Annotated in this window: 21 protein-coding genes and 1 pseudogene; 15 read left to right on the top strand and 7 right to left on the bottom strand. The window is 36.4% G+C overall.

The window, feature by feature from the left end; all coding sequences use genetic code 11:
* Positions 1 to 37: 37 nt before the first annotated feature.
* Complete coding sequence (locus POF52_RS07225) at positions 38 to 274, bottom strand: hypothetical protein (protein ID WP_043979151.1); 237 nt, start codon at positions 272 to 274, stop codon at positions 38 to 40.
* Positions 275 to 440: 166 nt separating this feature from the next.
* Here POF52_RS07225 and POF52_RS07220 point away from each other — a divergent pair, with 166 nt between their 5' ends.
* The 3 genes from POF52_RS07220 (at position 441) to POF52_RS07210 (ending at position 2,749) form a co-directional block, all read left to right on the top strand.
* Positions 441 to 1,067 (top strand): LysE family transporter, encoded by a 627-nt coding sequence (locus tag POF52_RS07220; RefSeq protein ID WP_016763589.1) that lies wholly within the window; start codon positions 441 to 443, stop codon positions 1,065 to 1,067.
* A gap of 127 nt (positions 1,068 to 1,194) precedes the next feature.
* Positions 1,195 to 2,538 carry an amino acid permease gene (locus tag POF52_RS07215; RefSeq protein ID WP_271991397.1) on the top strand — a complete coding sequence of 448 codons (1,344 nt, stop codon included), beginning with the start codon at positions 1,195 to 1,197 and terminating at the stop codon, positions 2,536 to 2,538.
* 70 nt (positions 2,539 to 2,608) lie between these two features.
* Complete coding sequence (locus tag POF52_RS07210; RefSeq protein WP_013082476.1) at positions 2,609 to 2,749, top strand: hypothetical protein; 141 nt, start codon at positions 2,609 to 2,611, stop codon at positions 2,747 to 2,749.
* Positions 2,750 to 2,795: 46 nt separating this feature from the next.
* Here POF52_RS07210 and POF52_RS07205 read toward each other — a convergent pair whose 3' ends face one another.
* Both POF52_RS07205 and POF52_RS07200 read right to left on the bottom strand, forming a co-directional pair.
* Positions 2,796 to 2,948 carry a YpzG family protein gene (locus tag POF52_RS07205; RefSeq protein ID WP_013056278.1) on the bottom strand — a complete coding sequence of 51 codons (153 nt, stop codon included), beginning with the start codon at positions 2,946 to 2,948 and terminating at the stop codon, positions 2,796 to 2,798.
* Positions 2,949 to 3,175: 227 nt separating this feature from the next.
* Positions 3,176 to 4,849 (bottom strand): ribonuclease J, encoded by a 1,674-nt coding sequence (locus POF52_RS07200; protein WP_271991387.1) that lies wholly within the window; start codon positions 4,847 to 4,849, stop codon positions 3,176 to 3,178.
* Positions 4,850 to 5,066: 217 nt separating this feature from the next.
* On the opposite strand from POF52_RS07200, the gene POF52_RS07195 reads away from it, so the two are divergent.
* The 3 genes from POF52_RS07195 to POF52_RS07185 all read left to right on the top strand — a co-directional run bounded on the left by POF52_RS07195 (position 5,067) and on the right by POF52_RS07185 (position 6,052).
* Positions 5,067 to 5,207, top strand: a complete 141-nt coding sequence (locus tag POF52_RS07195; RefSeq protein WP_013082478.1) for a hypothetical protein — start codon at positions 5,067 to 5,069, stop codon at positions 5,205 to 5,207.
* Between the two features lie 68 nt (positions 5,208 to 5,275).
* Entirely contained in the window at positions 5,276 to 5,422 is a 147-nt protein-coding gene (locus POF52_RS07190) for a hypothetical protein (RefSeq protein WP_155276310.1), read from the top strand.
* Between the two features lie 213 nt (positions 5,423 to 5,635).
* Complete coding sequence (locus tag POF52_RS07185; protein ID WP_013082479.1) at positions 5,636 to 6,052, top strand: hypothetical protein; 417 nt, start codon at positions 5,636 to 5,638, stop codon at positions 6,050 to 6,052.
* Between the two features lie 78 nt (positions 6,053 to 6,130).
* Here the strand turns inward: POF52_RS07185 and POF52_RS07180 are convergent.
* A pseudogene (locus POF52_RS07180) lies at positions 6,131 to 6,334 on the bottom strand (KGG domain-containing protein); the annotation flags it as partial.
* Between the two features lie 220 nt (positions 6,335 to 6,554).
* On the opposite strand from POF52_RS07180, the gene POF52_RS07175 reads away from it, so the two are divergent.
* Positions 6,555 to 6,779: a hypothetical protein gene (locus POF52_RS07175; protein WP_016763593.1), complete on the top strand. Its 225-nt coding sequence runs from the start codon at positions 6,555 to 6,557 to the stop codon at positions 6,777 to 6,779.
* Positions 6,780 to 6,876: 97 nt separating this feature from the next.
* On the opposite strand, the gene POF52_RS07170 is transcribed toward POF52_RS07175, so the two are convergent.
* Entirely contained in the window at positions 6,877 to 7,608 is a 732-nt protein-coding gene (locus POF52_RS07170) for a ZIP family metal transporter (RefSeq protein WP_013082482.1), read from the bottom strand.
* Positions 7,609 to 8,069: 461 nt separating this feature from the next.
* Here POF52_RS07170 and POF52_RS07165 point away from each other — a divergent pair, with 461 nt between their 5' ends.
* The 3 genes from POF52_RS07165 to POF52_RS07155 all read left to right on the top strand — a co-directional run bounded on the left by POF52_RS07165 (position 8,070) and on the right by POF52_RS07155 (position 10,189).
* Positions 8,070 to 9,455 (top strand): amino acid permease, encoded by a 1,386-nt coding sequence (locus POF52_RS07165; RefSeq protein WP_047930864.1) that lies wholly within the window; start codon positions 8,070 to 8,072, stop codon positions 9,453 to 9,455.
* A gap of 154 nt (positions 9,456 to 9,609) precedes the next feature.
* A complete protein-coding gene (locus POF52_RS07160) occupies positions 9,610 to 9,831 on the top strand; it encodes a hypothetical protein (RefSeq protein WP_013082484.1) in 222 nt (73 codons plus the stop codon).
* Positions 9,832 to 9,988: 157 nt separating this feature from the next.
* Positions 9,989 to 10,189, top strand: coding sequence for a hypothetical protein (locus POF52_RS07155; RefSeq protein WP_271991374.1), 201 nt, complete (start codon positions 9,989 to 9,991; stop codon positions 10,187 to 10,189).
* Positions 10,190 to 10,278: 89 nt separating this feature from the next.
* On the opposite strand, the gene POF52_RS07150 is transcribed toward POF52_RS07155, so the two are convergent.
* Together POF52_RS07150 and POF52_RS07145 are read right to left on the bottom strand one after the other, a co-directional pair.
* A complete protein-coding gene (locus POF52_RS07150; protein WP_013058452.1) occupies positions 10,279 to 10,488 on the bottom strand; it encodes an alpha/beta-type small acid-soluble spore protein in 210 nt (69 codons plus the stop codon).
* 90 nt (positions 10,489 to 10,578) lie between these two features.
* A complete protein-coding gene (locus tag POF52_RS07145) occupies positions 10,579 to 11,562 on the bottom strand; it encodes a LacI family DNA-binding transcriptional regulator (RefSeq protein ID WP_176583765.1) in 984 nt (327 codons plus the stop codon).
* A 311-nt stretch (positions 11,563 to 11,873) separates the two neighbouring features.
* Here POF52_RS07145 and POF52_RS07140 point away from each other — a divergent pair, with 311 nt between their 5' ends.
* From POF52_RS07140 to POF52_RS07120, 5 genes are all read left to right on the top strand, one after another.
* A complete protein-coding gene (locus tag POF52_RS07140) occupies positions 11,874 to 13,115 on the top strand; it encodes an MFS transporter (RefSeq protein WP_013082487.1) in 1,242 nt (413 codons plus the stop codon).
* Positions 13,116 to 13,136: 21 nt separating this feature from the next.
* On the top strand, positions 13,137 to 14,594 hold the full coding sequence (locus POF52_RS07135) for a glycoside hydrolase family 32 protein (protein WP_271992176.1): 1,458 nt from the start codon (positions 13,137 to 13,139) through the stop codon (positions 14,592 to 14,594).
* A 272-nt stretch (positions 14,595 to 14,866) separates the two neighbouring features.
* A complete protein-coding gene (locus POF52_RS07130) occupies positions 14,867 to 16,327 on the top strand; it encodes a protein adenylyltransferase SelO (protein ID WP_271991366.1) in 1,461 nt (486 codons plus the stop codon).
* 587 nt (positions 16,328 to 16,914) lie between these two features.
* Positions 16,915 to 18,366 carry a glycoside hydrolase family 68 protein gene (locus POF52_RS07125; protein WP_074897139.1) on the top strand — a complete coding sequence of 484 codons (1,452 nt, stop codon included), beginning with the start codon at positions 16,915 to 16,917 and terminating at the stop codon, positions 18,364 to 18,366.
* A 353-nt stretch (positions 18,367 to 18,719) separates the two neighbouring features.
* Positions 18,720 to 21,506 carry a sigma 54-interacting transcriptional regulator gene (locus POF52_RS07120; RefSeq protein ID WP_271991361.1) on the top strand — a complete coding sequence of 929 codons (2,787 nt, stop codon included), beginning with the start codon at positions 18,720 to 18,722 and terminating at the stop codon, positions 21,504 to 21,506.
* The last annotated feature ends 177 nt before the right edge of the window (positions 21,507 to 21,683 follow it).

Raw genomic sequence — 21,683 nt, 5'->3', positions numbered from 1 at the left:
TTTCGTATAAAAGTAAAAATGGTTATAACTACTATTATTAAAAATTTTGCTGAATAGCCTGCTGGGCTTCGCGTAAATGTCTTAAATGCTCTTCTATTCGTCTTAATTCTTTATCGCCAGACGTTGCTTCTTTTTGTTCATTAATTTGCTGCTGAACGATATTCAAATGCATTTGAGCATTTTGAAAATTAGCTCCATTCAAATTCATCTGTCCTTGATAAACAGCTTGTTCAGCTAATTGTAGTGCTTCTTTAATATGAGTGTATGAATTCATGCCTCGCATCCTTCTGTATAGTATTTACAGTTAACATGCGCTAGTTTTTCGCAGGTATACAAACGGATTTAGAAATAAAATAAAAATTACGTAGTACAAGCTAAGCAGGCTGCATACATTTATCATAGTTCAATTTATAAAACCTCAGAAGCAGGGAGGGATGCATGTGGGAGCTTTTTTCAGCTATATGTTATTAGGGCTATCGTTAGCCGCACCAATCGGTCCTATCAACGCCGCTCAGCTTGATAAAGGAATCAAAAATGGTTTTTTACATGCTTGGTTCTTAGGGATAGGAGCAACATCGGTTGACGCTCTTTATATGCTTGTAGTTTATTTTGGGTCCGTTCATTTTTTAAGCAGCGATTTTATGAAAACGTTTCTTTTTTCGTTTGGGTGCTTCGTATTAATTTATACCGGTATTGAAGGGTTAATGAGCGCAGGGAAAATTACACAGCATCGGAACGCAAAAGGAGATTCGGTCGTAAAGTGTTTTTTTTCAGGTTTTTTCATTTCATTAACAAACCCGCTTACTATTCTTTTTTGGCTTGGTATTTATGGCTCTGTTTTAGCCAAAACAGCTAATACATACGAAACAGGACAGCTTATTTTATACAGCTGTGCTATTTTTACAGGGATTTTATGCTGGGATATTGCTATGGCAGCTTTAGCAAGCACTTTTCGCAGGTATTTAGCAGCCACGTTTTTGACTGCAGTTTCCGTTATATCCGGCCTTTCTCTAATAGGATTTGGTATATATTTCGGCTGGCAAGCTGTACAGCAATTCATTATTTAAAAGGGGAGAAAGCAGAATTGAATTTAAAGCGTTTTCTATCTGCTGAAAAATAGTAGAAAGCTGCCTCTTTTTGCGCATAAATTTTTCAAACTATCACACACTACATCGAGGTGTAAGGAGTGATAGTATGAAAAAGAAAATAGGCTGCGGAAGTCAGGTTGAAGGGAAATTAAAATGGTGGCAGCTGTCTTTAATCGGAGTAGGGTGCATCATCGGTACTGGCTATTTTTTAGGATCAAGTATTGCAATAAAAGCCACGGGTCCCTCTGTATTAATTGCTTTTTTACTAGCAGCAGTATGTACATTTATTGTATTTGACGCTCTTGCTAAAATGAGTGCTCAGGATCCTCAAAAAGGTTCGTTTCGCTCCTATGCTAAAAAGGCTTATGGAAGATGGGCAGGCTTTAGCAGCGGATGGGTATACTGGAGTTCAGAGATGCTGATCATGGGGAGTCAGCTCACTGCTTTATCTCTTTTTACACGTTTTTGGTTTGACGGTATTCCGCTGTGGGTCTTTGCCTCTATTTATGCTGTTTTAGGCATTGCTGTTGTATTAATAGGAACAAAAGGCTTTGAACGATTGGAAAATGTATTTGCTGTCACAAAAGTGGCTGCCATTTTAATGTTTATTGTATTAGCTAGTCTCGCTTTATTTGGATTTTTAGACGAAGGTGCCAACCAAGGGATGCCACGAACGATAAGTGAAGTATTTCCCCACGGGTTTTTAGGTTTATGGGGCGCTTTGCTTTATGCCTTTTATGCTTTCGGCGGCATCGAAGTCATGGGGATCATGACGGTTCGTTTAGAAAAAAAAGAAGACGCACCGAAAGCAGGTAGAAGTATGCTTATTCTCCTTGGAATTATTTATATCGCTTCACTGAGTTTAGCTATTTTAATTGTGCCATTTCATGATTTTCATGGAAATCAAAGTCCATTTATAACGGCTTTAGAAACATACCATCTTCCATTTTTTCCTCATGTTTTTAATGGAGCAATGATTATCGCTGGATTTTCAACAATGTCGGCTTCTTTCTTTTCTGTAACGACGATGATTGTCACTCTTTCAGAAGATGGAGATGCTCCTGCATTGTTTTCAAAGCAAAAAAAGAAAAAGCTGCAGTTTCCTTTACCGGCTTTGCTTTTAACAACGGCAGGATTAATTATTTCTATTGTTCTTTCCTTGCTATTGCCCGGGAAAATTTATGAGTACATTACAACAGCAGCGGGCCTGATGCTGATTTATAACTGGTTCTTTATTTTAATTTCTTTTCATCGCTTAATCAAACAAACCGTTTGGGATAAAGTAAAACAAGCTGTTGGCCTCTTATTAATCCTGCTAGCAGTAAGCGGTACGCTGTTAGAATCTGCAAGCAGGCCGGGCTTTTTTGCAAGCTTAGGCTTTCTAATTGTTATAAGCCTTGTTATTTTAAAACTGCGCCATAAGTGGAAAGAAGAAGAAGCCGCTAGCTAACATATATTTAATCTTTATGAGGGACACTATGCACGTTGTACAATTACAAAAATAAAAGGTGGTTATGATCGTGCCAAAAAACAAGCAAACTCCTTCTTCACAAGTAGATCAAAAACAAGTAGTAGATGACAAAGCAAAAGCGCTACGAGAAAATAATTATGAAGATGGTCATATTCGCAAGATAACTCAAAGCGGAGCCGACGGCCAATAACAAAAAAAGACGCGTTCGCGTCTTTTTTTGTTGAAGTGTATCATCCTTACCAACGATGAGCTTTTGCATTACTTCGCAAGATGATGTTCGTTTGAGACATCTCTGTATGTCCATTTACTTGGGACTTTGAACGCTTCGGTCTCGTCCAGTTGTGGCGGAATAGTTCTGAATGCTGATCTACTTGATTTTTATCATTCATCATAATCACCTCAAGGATAGGATACTTTCACAAGATATTTACGGTGAAATATCTCTCTTATAGAATGGGATAAAAAAGAAGAAATACACCTAACACTTTTAACCATACATATAAAGGGAGTGCTTATTCATAAACTATAAAGGGCAACTTCTAACTTTGGGTTAAGCTTCGGATTTATAAAGTAAAACTGCCTTAGTGGGGACTAAGGCAGTTTTTTAGTGGAGTAATCAAACTTCAATAATGACAGGAAGGATCATAGGTCTTCTTTTGGTTTGGTTATATAAAAATTGGCCAAGCGTTGTCTTGATTTCTTTTTTCATAATGCTCCATTGGTGAACATGAGCTTTTTGTAATTGATTTACAATTTTAGTCACTTGTCGGTTAACATCTTTTAATAACTGCTCTGAATCTCTGGTATAAACAAAGCCTCGTGAAATGGTATCTGGACCAGACACAATTTTCCCTTCCGCTTTATTCAGAGTAATAACAATAACCAGCATACCATCTTCTGAAAGCTGTTTGCGGTCACGTAAAATCGCGTTGCCAACATCTCCAATGCCAAACCCATCTACATATACATTACCTGCAGGGATTTTTCTTGTTTGAACAGCTGCTCCGCCCTTGATATCAACAATATCACCGTTATTTATAATAAAAATGTTCTCTTTTTCCACCCCGACGGATTCTGCTAATAAGCTGTGGTGATGGAGCATTCGAAACTCACCGTGAATGGGGATAAAATACTTTGGCTTCATCAATGTAGCCATTAATTTTAGCTCTTCTTGATAGCCATGTCCTGATACGTGCATACCTGTTGCGCTTCCTGAACCGTAAATCACATGAGCCCCGAGTGTGAAAAGGCTGTCGACAATACGAGAGATATTACGTTCATTGCCAGGAATAGGCCCTGCTGATAAAATGACCGTGTCTTCAGGAAGAATCTCTACTTGTCGGTGATTTCCGCTGGCTAATCTAGATAGAGCGGCCATCGGCTCACCTTGGCTTCCAGTGCAGAGAATAGCGACTTGTTCAGGCGCAAGTGAATGTACTTCATAAGGTTCAATTAGCATCCCTTCAGGAATAGTTAAATATCCTTTCTCTAACGCAACTGATACAACGTTAACCATGCTTCTTCCTAGCAGCGCAAGTTTTCTGTTCGTTTTAATCGCTGCATCTACAATTTGCTGTACGCGGTTAATATTCGAGGCGAAAGTAGAAATAATCACTTTTCTCTTTGCTTTACGAAAAGCTTCTTCTACATGTTTGCCAACTAGCTTTTCTGAAGGCGTAAATCCAGGGCGTTCAGCATTTGTGCTTTCTGATATTAAAGCCAGTACACCTTCACTGCCGATTTTCGCCATTTTATGAAGATCTGGATATTGGTCGTTAACAGGAGTTAAATCAAACTTAAAATCCCCGGTATGCACAACAGCTCCTTCAGGGGTATGAAAGACAATGCCAAGACAATCTGGAATGCTGTGATTCGTTTTAAAAAAAGAAAGTGGAATATTGCCTAATGTAATTTCTGACTCTTCGTTGATTTCAATAAGCTCCGTCTCTGCAGATAATTGATGTTCTTGGAGTTTAATGTCAATTAATCCAAGGGTAAGGCTTGTTGCATAAATTGGAAGGTTCAACTGTTTTAAAAGATAAGGAATACCTCCAATATGATCTTCATGACCATGCGTAACAACCAGTGCTCGAATTTTTTCTCGATTCTCTTGCAAGTATGTAATATCAGGTATAATCAAATCAATTCCTAATAAACTTTCGTCAGGGAATTTAGAGCCGCAGTCAATTACAATGATGTCATCATCATATTGAACGGCATACATGTTTTTTCCTATTTCATTAATGCCGCCTAAAGCAAAAATGGATAGTGTGTTTCTATTTGTACTCACACTTATTTCCTCCTATATTTTCAAAATCAATATGCAGAATTTCTACTCTTAGTATGAACATTTATTTCTGGTGCATTCTGTTAAATATGGAGATTTTATTTTTATTTAATAAGAGGGATGCAAGTAAAAAGAAAAGAAGGTCATTTTCCTGATACTACCTCTTATTTTCTTTTTATAACTCCATAAAATATAGACGTTACACATGGAGGTGGATGGAATGAGTAAACAAAATAAAAGCAAAAACCAAGGAGTCAGCAGCAGTGCAGCTGCTGTCGATAATGTGAATAAAAGTATTTTATCAAACGATATTCATACGGATGAGCTTCAAAAAGCAAAAGTAAGCCGTCATAACAAATAAAAGAATGACAACCAAAAGAGCAGCTTTGAGCTGCTCTTGATAAAATAGAGATAGGGAAGTGAAAAAACGTGTCAGAAAACAAAAGTTCTCAATATAAAGAAGAAAATAAGTCAACGCCTAGTCGTCCTCTTGAATATAAAGAACGCACAAATCAATCACAGAGTACACGTCAAATGCTGCGCAGCATTCTCGAATATTCGAGTCGATATCGTTAATAAAATTCTACATATAAAACTGTAAGGATAAGCGGGCAATATAAAAGTTGGAGCACCGCTTTAATACAAAAAAAGCAAGCAGCTATGCTTGCTTTTTTGTATGTATAGCCTTGTACATATTGAAAAAAAAACATACATACGGTATTTTAGATAAACGTATGTATAATGGTAAACCTGTACATGTATTTTTTGAGAAAAGAAGTGGGGGATTTTATGAATTTACATGATTTTGTTCATGGAGTAGATCCAACAATAAAGCTAGTTATTGAAGATGAGTTTCCTGGAACGCGGTGTGTAGGTGGAAAGTACGTTCCTAGCACACATTCTATTTTTTTATATGAAAAAGATATTAACATACAGTGTCAGCACTTATTTGGTTCAAATGAGTGTTTAGAATCTTATCAATGGATTATTTTAGCTCACGAATTAGGTCATGCGCTAGATGAAGACCTTTTATCTTTGAGTGCAAAGTTTGATCAAACAGACGATATAGGTCTTTTGTATCGAATTGAATGTAATGCTTGGGAGATAGGAGAGAAATTGATTCCTTTTATTAATTCAGAACTATTCTCATTCATAAAAGATCAATCGTTAGCCCATTACCATAAAGAGATGGAGAAGATTAGTTAGAAGAAAAAAAGTTCCTGTGACTTGTACTATAAGGAACTTTTCTTCTTCGAGTTGTTTATATACTTCAAATACTAGTTAATTATTACGTTGGCTGCTGGATCTGCCGCCTTTTTTTCCAATTTCCTCGTAAAATTCTTTACCTTGATTTTTGGAAGTAGCTTCTCCGCCTTTTTCACCAATTTCTTGGTAAAACTCTTTGTCATGATTTTTGGAAGTAGCTTTTCCACCTTTTCTTCCTGCTTCTTCACGACTCATTTTTTCATTCTTTTTATTAGTTGCCATCTTGCATCCCTCCTAATAAATTTGAATTCATAGTCTATCTTCCCGGTCAAAAAAGGATTAAACTGGTTATTTTATATTTTTTCTAAAAATTAGATTTTTCTCAAAATTATCAGACCACGAAGCCTTGTATAGCAGTATTTATTAAGTTGAAATTAATCTTAAAAAATTTTATATAAAATATGATATGGTTAAGAGAAATAAGAAAAAGGAGCTTAGAAACATGTCAAAATATGTAGAAATGGATACCGCTTCGCTGCGACGGAAAATACAAGAATATAAAGAATTAATTTGGAGAGTAGGGCCAGGAAGTGAAAGAACTATAGAAGCTGTTCAAGAGATTCAAGGAATGGAAAAAGAGTTAAAAGCACGCAATGCAGAATTTGAAGCTACGGATTGGAAAACTTTTACTCAGGAAATAAAAGAAAACTACGACTTTACTTATTAAATAAGACACATTCATAATAATGTGATGAGGATAAATGTCTCCAAGTAGAAGGCTGTCTGTTTTCTACTTGGAAACGATAGAAGTAGTATGAAGACGATTAAGAAAAATGATCCAGTATGAGTGAAGCAAGTAATCCAAGTGCAGCAATCAATCCTGTAATAGACCCTCCCTCTTCATAGGCCTCTGGCATCATTGTAGAACCTACCATAGCAATAATACCACCGCCGGCAAAAGCAGCAATAGCAGCCATAAGTGTCTCAGATGCATGGTCTAAAAAAACAAATCCTGTCCATGAACTAAAAGCTGAAATGAACAAAACAGCTGCCCATAGTAAAAAAATTTTCTTTTTAGAGAATCCGCTTTTCACTAGACCGGTCGTACTGGACAGTCCTTCAGGAATATTACTTATAAAAATAGCGATAACAAGAAGCCAGCTAACGGTTGCATTTTCAATTAAGCTAGCCCCAATCATAATGGACTCTGGGATTGCATCCATTACGGTTCCTATAAATATAGCAATTCCAGAACTACTCGCAGCCATTTGTTTGGTAGACCGCTTTCTTTTATTCGCTCCTTGACGTGAAATTAGATAGTCTAAAAAAGTAAAAACGACAGCCCCGGCAAGAAAACCAAGAGAAGTAGCTTTTAACCCGCCGTTATGAACCGAGTCTCCAAGCAGCTCATAGGTAGATGCTCCGATTAATACACCTGTCCCAAAAGCCATAATATAACCAATTATCTTTTTGCCGATAGGCAAAAAAACTGCTGCCAAAGCACCAAGAAGGACAGCTGATCCTGAAATTCCGCCCCACATCGCAGCTTGCCACATGAAAAATCCCTCCTCATCTCTATTTTCTATGGATACTTTCCCTAAGAAGAGAAAGAAGAAACGTAAAAGGAGAAGAAAGGATTTTTTTCGATTAAGTAGTGGTTTCATTTCGTTCGCCTTAAAAAATAGAGTGTTCTAGCACCCTGAGCCTATATTTATTTTAAATATTCATAAAATTTAAATTATACTGAAATAAAAAAATATTTCACTAAGATGATTGATTTAATAAAGGTAAAAGGTTTTGTTGAGTGTTTTTCTGAAAAAAACAATTGTATTTCTGAGGGAAATTTATTATTATAAAATAAGTAATTATACAGTCGAATAGCTAAAAATAGAAAAAATAGTTTAGTTGTAAAGGTACTAGATAAAAATGGAAGGTTTTAAAAACGATAGCTGTTCCATCAGACACAAAAAGTATCTTTCCTAACAGAGCTATAACAAGTTTAGGAGGAGGAAATGGAATGGCAGACAAACAGCTAAAAAGAGGCTTAGAATCCCGTCACATTCAAATGATCGCGCTAGGCGGAACAATTGGCGTTGGATTATTTATGGGATCAGCAAGCACCATCCAATGGACAGGTCCATCGGTATTGCTTGCTTACGCAATCTGCGGAATGTTTATTTTCTTTATTATGCGTGCCATGGGCGAAATGCTGTACATGGAACCAAGCACAGGTTCATTCGCTACATTTGGCCACAAATATATTCATCCATTAGCAGGTTATATGGCTGCGTGGAGCAACTGGTTTCAATTTGTAATCGTAGGGATGTCTGAAATTATAGCGGTAGGAGCATATATGCATTACTGGTTCCCACATCTACCTGCTTGGGTACCAGGTATTATTGCCATGTTGATTTTAGGCACAGCCAACTTAGTTTCAGTGAAATCATTTGGAGAGTTTGAATTTTGGTTTGCGATGATTAAGATTGTAACGATTATTTTGATGATTATTGCAGGGCTCGGGTTGATTTTCTTCGGATTTGGAAACGGGGGAGACGCTATTGGATTATCAAACCTTTGGGCACACGGCGGCTTCTTTGCAGGCGGATGGTCAGGTTTTTTCTTTGCACTATCTCTTGTTGTTGCAGCTTATCAAGGAGTCGAGCTAATTGGTATTACAGCTGGTGAAGCAAAGGACCCTAAAAAAACGTTAAGAAACGCAATTCAAAGCATCATCTGGCGCATTTTAATTTTTTATATTGGAGCTATTTTCGTTATCGTGACGGTATATCCGTGGAATGAATTAGATTCTTTAGGGAGTCCATTTGTATCTACATTTGCTAAAGTTGGTGTTACGGCAGCTGCAGGTATCATTAACTTTGTTGTTATTACAGCAGCTATGTCAGGCTGTAACAGTGGAATTTTTAGTGCAGGACGCATGCTTTATACACTTGGCGTAAACGGTCAAGCACCTAAATTCTTCACAAAAATTTCTCGTAACGGCGTTCCAATTTATAGCACACTCGCTGTTATGATTGGATTGGTAATTGGTGTTGTTTTAAACTACATCGCTCCACCGAATGTATTTGTTTATGTATACAGTGCGAGCGTGCTTCCGGGAATGATTCCTTGGTTCATCATTCTTATCAGCCAAATTCGTTTCCGTAAAGCTAAAGGTGCTGAAATGGATAGTCATCCTTTCAAAATGCCTTTTGCACCTGTAACGAATTATGTAACTATTGCCTTTCTACTAATGGTGCTTGTAGGCATGTGGTTTAATGATGAAACGCGTATTTCACTTATCGTAGGAATTATTTTCCTTGCTCTTGTTGTCATTAGTTTTTACGCATTCGGAATAAATAAGCGTATGATACCTGATACAGAGAACGGTCAAATAAAGAAATAAATATGCTTTTTCATAAGTGAAAGGCAAAACAAAAAACGGCTGAGAAAAGCCGTTTTTTTGTTTTGTTTAAATGAAAGATACAAGAAAAATGTCATTGTGTGCTGATAGTTTGGATAAACTATATTCGTTCATATAACGCAAAGGAGCGAATGTTATGAGAAGCCACAGATATATTATTAAAGATTCACTAAAAGCTGATGAAGTTGCCCGAGATTTGGAACTGCAGCTGGATATAAACCGAATGTCGGATGTCAGAATCCTTTCGGTAAATGCACAAAACGAAATACTCGTTCAAATGCAGGAGGAGAACGAAGAAGCAGGAGATGTTATTGATGTATTTATGAAAGAGTATAAAACCGCAGAAATTATTGAATAGCATGTAATTGAGAAGAATATTGAGGGGCTTTGTTGAATAAATAAAAAGAAAACACCTTTAATTTTTATTAAAAAAGGAACGCACGAAGAAAACTTCTTGTTTATCAAGAAGTTTCTTTTGTATCTGGACATTCGTTTGTATAGGTAGGGGAGAGGTGATGAAGGTGAAAAAAAATGGTGAAGGCCACGTCTTTTTTATTATTCTCGGAGGTCTGTTTATTTTAATAGGCACACTCTTTGCAAATACTTCCGTTTATTTTCTCATCTCCGGATGGATAGCAGCCGTCTGTTGTTTAGGAATCAGCGCTGTACTAAAGAAAGGAAAAACAAAATCAATCAGTAAAGAGGAGGAAAAATAATAATTTTTATATAAAGATGGAAAGTAAATATATGAAAAGGAAGAATGGATATCCATTCTTCCTTAAGTCATGGTGTGTATGAAATTATCTTAGAAACGTCCGCCGCCAAGTTGTTGCTCAGCTAATTGTACAAGACGTTTTGTGATTTCACCGCCTACTGATCCGTTTGCACGTGCAGTAGTGTCAGCTCCTAAATTTACTCCGAACTCGCTAGCGATTTCATATTTCATTTGATCGATTGCTTGTTCAGCTCCGTATACTAATAATTCATTATTATTGCTGCTTTTGTTGTTTGCCATTGTATTCAACTCCTTTCTGTAACGTTAAGGTGTGAATAAAGGAAGAAGAATATGCAACAAACTGATATTTATTTTATAAAAAACGTATTTTTACGTTGTTTGTCCTTCTAGAAGCTTAACGGGAAGGCAGATTTCACGAGGTATATTGCTGAATTCTCCTTCAATTTCTTTTAGTAAAATATCAATGGCTGTTTGAGCAATCGATTCGATGGGCTGTTGAACTGTAGTTAGACCAGGTAACAAAGTCTGACTGGCCTCCGTTCCGTCATAGCCCACGATTTTTAAATCTCTTGGGATGTTTTTTCCTCTTTTTTGTGCTTCTGCAACTACTAAAGCTGCAAGTAAGTCATCACTTGCAAAAATACCATCTACTTCCGGATTTTCTTCAAAAACCTTAGAAATAGTTTCTCTCTGGATGTTGCGGTCGAAGGTATTTGAAATTTCATACGTGATAGGCTGTTTTCCGTACTTTTTCATCACGTTTTCATAAGCTTTCCTTCTTAAGTTAGCTGGAGTTTCGAGTTTAAGGGGGCCGTTAATATGAATAATATGCTTACAATCTTTTAAAATGAGCAATTCCGTGGCTTGTTTTCCTCCAGAATAGTTATCAGAAGATACGGTAGGAATATCTTTTGATAAATAATGATCCACTGCTACCACAGGAAGACTTTGACTTTCTGAATCAAAAATACCTCTATTATAAGTAACAGCAATCACACCATCTACCTGATTTCTGATGAGCATCTCTACATATTTTTTTTCTTTATCAATTCGATTAAGACTGTTGCAAAGAAGTACTTTGTAGTTAAGAGAAGCACATATACTTTCAATGTGAAAGGCTAACTCTCCGAAAAAAGGGTTGCTCGTTTGCGGGACAATCATACCGATTAAATTTGTTCGCTTATTAAATAATGAACGTGCAATATCATTTGGGAAATAATTAATTTCTTTCATTGCTTTATAAACATTTTCTCGCGTTTCTTTGCTTATGTAACCACGGTTATTTAATACACGAGAAACGGTAGTCGGTGAAACACCTGCAATTTTTGCTACATCACTAATCTTGGCTTTCATCTAGTTTCCTCCTAATTTCTCCAAAACATTGCTTTTATAGTATATATCAGACATGTAAAAGCCTTAAAATAAATTGCAATCAAGCAAATAGCTTTCAGTCGTTACGTTTTCTTTTGACCAATAAAAATCTATGTAAAGAGTGTAAACGGTTTATTAAACAATTTAAACATACCACAAAGCCCACTTTTACACCTAATACAATCTTTTTTTAAAATATAAAATGTGAAACCGGTTGACATAAAATCAAATTGAAAGTGCTTTCATTTTGTTAGATAAAAGATTTTATATCTTAAGCTAAAGGGGTAACTAAAATGAAAAGTTCAAAAAGTTTATATTGGAAGCTGAGTGCATATTTTTTCTTCTTCTTTTTTACGTGGTCGTCTAGCTACTCTTTATTTTCTATCTGGTTAGGGCAAGAGATTAAGTTGAATGGATCAGCAACAGGCTTAATCTTTTCTGTAAACGCTATCTTTGCTTTGTGTATGCAGCCTTTGTACGGATATATATCTGACAGGATAGGTTTAAAGAAACACATTTTATTTTTTATTAGCTGTCTTTTAGTGTTTGTAGGACCATTTTATATTTTTGTTTATGGACCTTTGCTTCAATACAATGTGTTGATAGGAGCTATTATTGGGGGATTATATTTAGGAGTGGCGTTTTTGGCGGGCATCGGAGCGATTGAAACCTACATAGAGAAAGTCAGCCGGAAATATAAATTTGAGTACGGAAAATCTAGAATGTGGGGTTCATTAGGCTGGGCTGCAGCTACGTTTTTTGCAGGACAATTATTTAATATTAATCCTCACATTAATTTTTGGGTGGCATCTGTTTCAGCGATTATCCTAGTGGCTATTATTTTTTCTGTAAAGGTAGAAATGAGCAGCTATGAAATGGAAAAAGCTGAATCCGTCACGCTGAGAGATGTAGGCAGCTTATTCTTATTGAAGGAATTTTGGTTTTTTATGATTTATGTTGTTGGTGTCACATGCGTGTATGGGGTATACGATCAGCAATTTCCTATCTATTATGCATCTTTGTTTCCTACTGAATCGATAGGTAACCAAGTATTTGGCTACTTAAATTCGTTTCAAGTATTTTTAGAAGCTGGAATGATGTTCGCAGCACCGTTTATTGTAAATAAGATCGGTGCAAAAAATAGTTTAATTTTAGCAGGATTTCTAATGGGATTTCGTATTATTGGGTCAGGGCTTGTTGTTGGTCCAATCGGAATATCTTCAATGAAACTCATTCATGCATTAGAACTTCCTATTATGCTCATTGCCATTTTCAAATATTTGGCAGCTAACTTTGACACGCGCCTATCTTCTATCCTTTATTTGGTTGGATTCCAATTTGCTTCGCAAATAGGTGCTTCAGTTCTTTCACCCATAGCGGGAGGATTATATGATAGCGTAGGTTTTTCCCGTACTTATTTAATTATGGGAGGTATGGTTTTGGTATTTAACGTTATTTCGATGTTTACACTACTAAACTCTAAAAAACATAGATTTATAAGAAAAGATGTACAAGAAAACACGCAGATTATATAGGGGGATATGATGATGTTAACGATAAATAAAATCGAGCAAGCTCAACATTCATTAAATGAAGCAGAGAAAAAGGTGAATCATCAATATCGGTTAGGGTATCATATTATGGCGCCAGCGAACTGGATTAATGATCCGAATGGGTTGGTTCAGTATAAAGGAGAATATCATGTTTTTTATCAACATCATCCTTATGACGAAAATTGGGGGCCAATGCATTGGGGACATGTCAAAAGCAAAGATCTTGTTCATTGGCAGCACTTGCCGATTGCTTTAGCTCCTGGAGATTCATTTGATAAAGATGGATGTTTTTCTGGAAGTGCCGTGGATAACGAAGGAGAGCTTACGTTAATTTATACAGGACATAATTATATAGACAAAGAGCTGGATACTTTTTTTCAAAACCAAAATATAGCTGTTAGTAAAGACGGCATTACCTTTGAAAAAGCAGAGGCCAACCCAGTTATTGCTGAGCCGCCAGCAGATAGCTCTCATCATTTTCGGGATCCTAAAGTATGGAAGCACGAAGGTTTCTGGTATATGATTCTAGGAAACTCAACAAAGAAACAAGAGGGCCGTGTTATCTTATACCGGTCTTCAAATTTACAAAAATGGGAATATGTTGGTGTTCTTGCTAAAAGCGATGGAGATTTAGGATACATGTGGGAGTGTCCAGACTTCTTTGAGTTAGACGGAAAGCATGTGTTAATGATTTCTCCTCAAGGGATAGAAGCAAAAGGTGATTCCTATCACAACCTTTTCCAAACGGGATATTTAGTTGGAGAATATAATTATGGAACCAATACATTTCATCATGGGTCATTTACTGAATTAGATTACGGCCACGATTTTTATGCTGTTCAAACACTTTTAGATGATAAAGGACGGCGAATTGCAATTGGCTGGATGGACATGTGGGAAGCTAATATGCCAACGAAAGAGGATGGATGGTGCGGTGCGCTAACGCTTCCGAGAGAACTAACTTTAAGAGAGGATAAAGTGTTAATGAACCCCGTCCAAGAGCTTACATCACTTCGGAAAACTCAGTATAATATGCTAACCAATAAAGCTCTTTCTAACAGCTATGTAGTAGAAGTAAATGAAGACTTGCTAGAGATACAAGCTGTATTTGATTTAGCGGACTGCCAAGCTTCATCGGTAGGAATAAAAATTCGTGGAATAAACAACGAAGAAACGCTTATGTGTTACAACCTTAATGAGCAAAAGTTATTGCTTGACTGTACTCACTCGGGAAAAGAAGATGGAGTGAGGAAAGTAGCGCTACAAGCAGGTGAGACACTAGCTTTACGAATATTTATGGACCGTTCTTCCGTTGAAGTATTTGCAAACGAAGGACAAGCGACCATGACGAGCCGTATTTATCCAAAAGAAAGCAGGCTTGGAATTGAGTTATTTACTGAAGGAGGAAACGTAATCGTAAAAGAGTTAACGTATTGGAATTTAAAAGATATTTGGGGGTAAAATACAGAGGAAGAAGTATATTAATACTTCTTCTTTTTTGAGCATTTAATAGCTCGTCAACAAAGTGGAGGTATATAAATGGATAAGGCACTTTAGATTAAAAGTACGGGCAAATACGATATAATAGTAAAAGAGATAATGAATGAAAGAGAAACTGTCCTGCTCTAAGATGCCCAGAAGAAAGCAGGATAGAGCAAGGCTACTGCGCTTATAAAACAACGATCAGTAAAGAAAGAATTATGTTTTAAGACACAAAAAGAAAAGGAGATACGATGACTAATCAAAAAGAAACAGGATGGAATTTACGTAATAGTTATGCGGAGTTACCAAACATCTTTTTTACGCCTCTTGATCCTAATCCAGTGAGTTCACCTAAAATAGTTAAATTTAACGACTCTTTAGCCGCATCTCTAGGGTTACAAAAAGAACAGCTGCAAAGCCCCGAAGGAGTTAGCATTTTGGCTGGAAACAGTTTTCCAAAAGGTGCTTTCCCGCTTGCACAAGCTTATGGGGGGCATCAATTTGGCCACTTTAACATGCTAGGAGACGGCCGAGCTATGCTGATAGGGGAGCAAGTTACGCCTTCGGGTGAGAAAGTAGACATTCAGCTTAAAGGCTCAGGCCGAACACCATATTCCCGCGGAGGAGACGGCCGTGCAGCTCTAGGACCTATGCTGCGTGAGTATATTATTAGTGAAGCCATGCATGCTCTTGGTATTCCGACTACTCGGAGCCTAGCAGTCGTAACAACAGGCGAATCCATTGTTCGTGAAAAAGAACTGCCGGGGGCGATTTTGACGCGTGTAGCTTCCAGTCACCTTCGTTTTGGAACATTTCAGTTCGCTGCAAAATGGGGAACGGTCGAAAACCTTCAAGCTTTAGCTGACTATGCATTAGAACGTCACTTTCCCCACATAGAAAAGAATGAAAAAAAATATTTATCATTGCTTCAAGAAGTGCTTAAGCGTCATGCTACCCTAGTTGCTAAATGGCAGCTTATTGGTTTTATTCATGGCGTCATGAATACGGATAATATGACAATTAGTGGAGAAACAATTGATTACGGACCATGTGCATTTATGGATACCTATGATCCAGAAACTGTATTTAGTTCAATTGATGTACAAGGGCGCTACGCTTATCAAAATCAACCAGGCATTACAGGGTGGAATCTTGCGAGGTTTGCTGAGGCTTTATTACCGCTATTGGATCAAGATATAGAAAAAGCAGTTGAAATAGCGCAAAGCGCTGTGACGGAATTCCCAAAATCCTATCGGGAAAACTGGCTGGCAGGTATGCAGGCTAAACTTGGGCTTTTTAACGAAGAAAAAGAAGATGAAGCATTATTCCAAGACCTTCTTACAATAATGAAAACCTATAAAGCTGACTACACAAATACGTTTCGTGCATTAACCGCTGAAAAGTTAGAAAACAGTGATCTGTTTGAAAGCAAAGAATTTGCACAGTGGCATGAGCTATGGCAGAAAAGATTAGGTAGACAAAAACAATCTAAAGCGGAGTCACAAGAGCTTATGAAAAATAATAATCCGGCTGTCATTCCTCGAAATCACCGAGTGGAAGAAGCGTTAGACGCAGCACAAAAAAAAGACTACAGCGTCATGGAAACCCTTCTTGAAGTGATTTCTAGCCCATATGAATCTCCGGGTCAGCCAGAGTATTGTACACCGTCTGCTCCGTCTAATCAGCCTTATCAAACGTACTGCGGAACTTGATTCTTAAATAAGAACTGCTATTTAAAAACAGCACAAATGATGTCAAAAAGAGCTCTTTATAAAGAGCTCTTTTTGATTTTCTGAAAAATGTATTATTGATTCATTAAAATGATAGCGATTTCTCGTGAAAAGCTACATAAAATTTAACAGGATAAAAGAATCAAATTGAAAAGCGATTATCTAATTCTTTTGTCTCTTATTATTTCCAATAGGAACTATTATATAATAAATTATTCCACTAATTCACAAAAAATACATTAACAATATTTTTTTGAAAATGGCTTACTTTAACAATTGTAGAAGAGCTTATAAAAAATAGCAGGTTAAATATGATGGTGAATTTGCTTATTTAATTAAAAAGTTGAAGGTTTAAGACTTTATAACCAAATGAAAGATATAAGAGAAGAAAAATGAGATAATTACTCCATTTTACCTATTTGACTTTTCAATATTATGCAAGTAATCTTGGAAAGGTAATGGAACCGGTTCTGTTATTTCGCCAGATTGATATGACTTCTCGATACATAGAAAATGAATTGCTTGTGAGTGACACAAGAAAAGGTATTATACAAAAGGGAGAAAAACAGATGAATATTAAGAAAATCGCAAAGCAAACTACAGCCTTATCTTTTGCTACAGCTCTGTTAGTAGGTGCTGGATCTCAAACATGGGCTGCTGAAAGCAATCATAAAGATACCAACAATAATTATGGAGTTTCTCATATTACACGTGATAACATGCTGAAAATTCCTCAGCAGCAAAAAAGCGAACAGTTTAAAGTTCCAGCTTTTGATAAATCAACAATTAAAAATATTGCCTCTGCAAAAGGGTACGATAAATCGGGCAATTTAATTGATTTAGACGTATGGGACAGCTGGCCTCTGCAAAATGCTGACGGAACAGTAGCCAACTATCATGGTTACCAAGTTGTATTTGCACTAGCAGGTGATCCGAAAGATGCTGATGATACATCTATTTATGTGTTTTATCAAAAAATCGGTGAAGATTCGATTGACAGTTGGAAAAATGCAGGAAGAGTGTTCAAAGACAGTGACAAATTTTTACCGAATGATGCTCATTTGAAAAAGCAAACACAAGAATGGTCAGGATCTGCTACTTTAACATCAGACGGAAAAATACGCTTATTCTATACTAACTTTTCAGGTACAAACTATGGAAAACAAACCATAACAACGGCTCAAGTAAATGTATCCCAGCCAAGTGGAGATACGTTAAAAATTGATGGTGTTGAAGATCATAAATCCATTTTTGATGGTGATGGTAAAAAGTATCAAAATATTCAGCAGTTTATTGACGAAGGCGCATATGGTTCAGGAGATAATCATACGTTGAGAGATCCTCACTATGTAGAGGATAAAGGGCATAAATACCTTGTATTTGAAGCAAACACAGGAACTGAAGATGGTTATCAAGGTGAAGATTCCCTTTACAATCGAGCTTACTACGGTGGAAATAATCCATTTTTCCAATCAGAAAAAGAGAAATTACTTCAGAGCTCTAATAAAAAGAAAGCCTCTTTAGCAAACGGTGCATTAGGCATTGTTGAACTAAATAACGATTATACCTTGAAAAAAGTAATGGATCCACTGATTACTTCAAACACGGTGACAGATGAAATTGAACGCGCAAATGTATTTAAAAAAGATGGGAAATGGTACTTATTCACAGATTCTCGCGGATCTAAAATGACGATTGATGGTATCGGCCAAGATGACGTATATATGCTAGGGTACGTATCAAATACGCTGACAGGAAAATACAAGCCGCTAAATGATACAGGACTTGTTTTACATATGGACCTCGATCCTAATGACAAAACGTTTACGTATTCACATTTTGCAGTTCCACAAGTGAAAGGAGACAATGTCGTAATCACAAGTTACATGACAAACAGAGGCTTTTATTCAGAGGAACATTCTACTTTTGCTCCTAGCTTCTTGTTAAATATTAAAGGATCAAAAACAGCTGTTGTGAAAAACAGTATTTTACCACAAGGGCAATTAAGTACGGATAAATAATTTTTAAAAACGAAAGAAGATGGCGGTAACTGCTGCTGTTTTCTTTCGTTTTATTATTTAATCAAAAATGTGCTGTAAACGCAGTGCTGATTAAAATAAAAAAGCAGTATATACATTGATAGTTATTTAAAGAAAATGAAACATTCAGACAGACTATAACTTCAAGAATGAAACCGGTTGACATGCAAGTTTGACTAACTTAATATATTTACATATAATGGTTTGAAACGTTTTCATAGATTAGTATCACATGAGGGTACTTGTAGATGAAATAGCTTGTAGTAGTAGGGAATGATCATTTCTTTGAAAGAGAAAATTCCAATCGTGAACTGAAAATAAAGAAGGTGCTTCTAATGAAACGAATTGATAAGGTATACAATCAGCTGTTGAGTAATTTTCAAGAGTTTACAGAAGTGGAACTTTTACATAAACAAGGAAGCTCAGCGATTGAAATTGCTGAACAGTTAGATTTAGAGAGATCTAATGTAAGCCTTGAACTTAACAAACTTGTCCGCCTGCAAAAAGTAATCAAAATTAAAATGTTCCCCGTTCGCTACGTTCCGCTAGAGGTTGTTGAAACCATTTGCCGTCACAAGTGGGATACGAATAAGATGGAAGTAGAAAAACTAGAGCAGCTATCTAATGGGGGAAAAGAAGAAGCTCTTCCTGCTAATCCTTTTGAATTAATGATTGGAGCTACCGGAAGTTTGAAAAAATCGATTTCTCAAGCAAAAGCTGCTGTTCTTTACCCGCCTAATGGATTACATATGCTGCTATTAGGTCCCACGGGATCGGGAAAATCTCTTTTTGCAAAACGAATCTATCAATTTGCCTTATATTCAGAGAGGCTAAAAACAGATGCTCCGTTCATTACCTTTAACTGCGCTGATTATTACCATAATCCTCAATTACTTCTTTCTCAGTTATTTGGTCATAAGCAAGGGAGTTTCACCGGAGCAACTGAAAGTAAGGTAGGTTTAGTAGAACAAGCAAATGAAGGGATTCTCTTTATGGATGAAGTACACCGGCTTCCTCCTGAAGGCCAAGAAATGCTTTTTTACCTCATTGATCAAGGTACGTACAATCGCCTAGGGGAAACAGATCATAAGCGAACGTCTAAGGTATTAATTATTTGTGCTACAACTGAAAATCCCGGTTCAGCCTTACTGCAAACTTTCTTAAGAAGAATTCCAATGACTATCCATATTCCCTCATTAGAAGAGAGGTCTTTAAAAGAAAAAATTCGCCTCACCACGTTTCTTTTAGAACAAGAGGCTAAACGAATTAGTAAAAAGCTAAGTGTTCACATTGATGTATTAAATGCTTTAATCCACACTGAAAAATTCGGGAATGTAGGGCAGTTAAAGTCGAATGTGCAGCTCGTTTGCGCACACGGATTTTTAAATAACCTTGATAGTAAACATATGGTGGAACTTACAGTGCGAGATCTGCCTGACGATATTAAACGAGATTGGATTTCAAATAGTCAAAATATGGAGCGCAGCAAAAAAATTTCTGAATATGTAAACCTTAAAACGATTATCTCCCCGGCTATGGAGAGCCAAGAAATAAAAATGGAGGAAGACGTATCATTTAATTTATATCAGTTAATAGAAGAAAAAGTAGATGTTTTAACAAAAGAAGGTTTATCTCAAGAAGAAATCAATCAGTATATTCTTACTGACATTCATTTGAATGTTCGAAGCTTTTTTAATCAAAAAAATGGCCAGAGCTCTAATTTAATGAAATTCGTAGAAGACGATGTGATGCAGCTTACAAAAGAATTAAAACAGTTGGCTGAAAAAGAATTGAACTGTAAATTTGATCGCAGGTTTATTCATTTTTTAAGTATGCATATGGAATCCTTTTTAAAACGAAAAAAACAAGTAGACGTATTAAATACAAAGGAGATAGATGAAATTCGCGAAACATATCCAAAAGAATATGCGGTAGCACTGCTTTTTAAAAATCGAATTGAAAAGTGGTTTAACATTAGCGTGCCAGAAATAGAAGTCATTTATCTCACAATGGTTATTCAATCAATTCGGACGTTAGAAGAAAATAAACGAGTAGGGATTGTAGTTGCTGCCCATGGAAACAGCACGGCAACTTCTATGGTTGAAGTTGCTACGGAGCTTTTAGGAAGCACTCCTATTATAGCTATTGATGTGCCTTTGACGGTATCTCCGGTTGAAATTGTAGACAGGTTAATCCAAGGAATTAAGAAAGTAGATGAAGGAGAAGGCGTATTAATGCTCGTGGACATGGGTTCGCTTGCCATGTTAGAAAGCAAGTTGGAACAAAAAACAGGGACTAAAATTAAAACCATCAGCAATGTGACGACGTCTATGGTATTAGACACCGTTAGAAAAGTAAATTATTTAGATTTAAATTTATATGCCATATTTGATTCGGTGCAAAAAGACTTTATGGAATTTATAGATAAGCAGCAGCACGTGTTTGGAAAAAAGAAAGCACTTGTTTCTATTTGTACAACAGGAAGCGGTACAGCAAAACAATTAGAAAAAATCTTAACGATTATTTCACGCAAAGTATCTCAAGAACCTATTAAAATTCTAACCGTTTCTTCTATTAAATTAGCAGCAAACATTCGAGAAATTCAAAAAGAATATGAAATTGTTGCAACGGCAGGTACTAAAAATCCAAGGATTGATGCGCCTCATGTATCATTAGAAGTCCTCATTGAAGGGCAGGGAGAGCGAATACTTCAACAGGCAATTACAAAAGAAACGATAAGCTATGATGAGGAGAAAACCGAAGCGAATATTGTAGTGCGTGAACTTTGCGAAGAAAACTTGCGAAAGTATCTTCTATTTATTAATCCGTACCTCATAAGTGAAATTCTGTTAGAATGGTTAAGTCATGTACAAGATGAGTTAGAAATGGAATTAAGCAACACTGTTATGATTCGAATTGTGATGCATACAGCCTTTGCTTTAGAAAGAATGATAAAAAATGAACCTCTTACTTTTCCCGAGGATGAAGAAATCACTGACGAGTTAGAAAACATTTATCAAAAAACGGAAAAAACATTACAAGCCGTCGAAAAAAAACTGAAACTTACCTTAACAAGAGATGAAAAATTATTTATTGCCACCATTTTTGCGGATGAAATGTAAAAATCATATTGTAATCCTAAGAAACTAGTTTGATTTATATGCCACTAGTTTCTTTTTTTATCCCATTTTTTAAATAACAGAAAAACCTGTATTAAAACGCATGACGTTTTGATACAGGTTTATTTATTTTAAGAAACCTGTATCAACAACACAGAAAAAGGTATGGAAAAATAAATG

Source organism: Priestia sp. AB, assembly GCF_028369225.1.
GTDB lineage: Bacteria > Bacillota > Bacilli > Bacillales > Bacillaceae_H > Priestia > Priestia megaterium.
This window is presented reverse-complemented; position numbering and strand designations above follow the sequence as displayed.

Excerpts from the sequence above, each read along its gene's own strand:
- POF52_RS07225 (WP_043979151.1), bottom strand. The coding sequence starts at position 274 with ATGAATTCATACACTCATATTAAAGAAGCACTACAATTAGCTGAACAA.
- POF52_RS07215 (WP_271991397.1), top strand. The coding sequence starts at position 1,195 with ATGAAAAAGAAAATAGGCTGCGGAAGTCAGGTTGAAGGGAAATTAAAA.
- POF52_RS07205 (WP_013056278.1), bottom strand. The coding sequence starts at position 2,948 with ATGAATGATAAAAATCAAGTAGATCAGCATTCAGAACTATTCCGCCAC.
- POF52_RS07195 (WP_013082478.1), top strand. The coding sequence starts at position 5,067 with ATGAGTAAACAAAATAAAAGCAAAAACCAAGGAGTCAGCAGCAGTGCA.
- POF52_RS07185 (WP_013082479.1), top strand. The coding sequence starts at position 5,636 with ATGAATTTACATGATTTTGTTCATGGAGTAGATCCAACAATAAAGCTA.
- POF52_RS07175 (WP_016763593.1), top strand. The coding sequence starts at position 6,555 with ATGTCAAAATATGTAGAAATGGATACCGCTTCGCTGCGACGGAAAATA.
- POF52_RS07170 (WP_013082482.1), bottom strand. The coding sequence starts at position 7,608 with ATGTGGCAAGCTGCGATGTGGGGCGGAATTTCAGGATCAGCTGTCCTT.
- POF52_RS07165 (WP_047930864.1), top strand. The coding sequence starts at position 8,070 with ATGGCAGACAAACAGCTAAAAAGAGGCTTAGAATCCCGTCACATTCAA.
- POF52_RS07160 (WP_013082484.1), top strand. The coding sequence starts at position 9,610 with ATGAGAAGCCACAGATATATTATTAAAGATTCACTAAAAGCTGATGAA.
- POF52_RS07155 (WP_271991374.1), top strand. The coding sequence starts at position 9,989 with ATGAAGGTGAAAAAAAATGGTGAAGGCCACGTCTTTTTTATTATTCTC.
- POF52_RS07150 (WP_013058452.1), bottom strand. The coding sequence starts at position 10,488 with ATGGCAAACAACAAAAGCAGCAATAATAATGAATTATTAGTATACGGA.
- POF52_RS07145 (WP_176583765.1), bottom strand. The coding sequence starts at position 11,562 with ATGAAAGCCAAGATTAGTGATGTAGCAAAAATTGCAGGTGTTTCACCG.
- POF52_RS07140 (WP_013082487.1), top strand. The coding sequence starts at position 11,874 with ATGAAAAGTTCAAAAAGTTTATATTGGAAGCTGAGTGCATATTTTTTC.
- POF52_RS07130 (WP_271991366.1), top strand. The coding sequence starts at position 14,867 with ATGACTAATCAAAAAGAAACAGGATGGAATTTACGTAATAGTTATGCG.
- POF52_RS07125 (WP_074897139.1), top strand. The coding sequence starts at position 16,915 with ATGAATATTAAGAAAATCGCAAAGCAAACTACAGCCTTATCTTTTGCT.
- POF52_RS07120 (WP_271991361.1), top strand. The coding sequence starts at position 18,720 with ATGAAACGAATTGATAAGGTATACAATCAGCTGTTGAGTAATTTTCAA.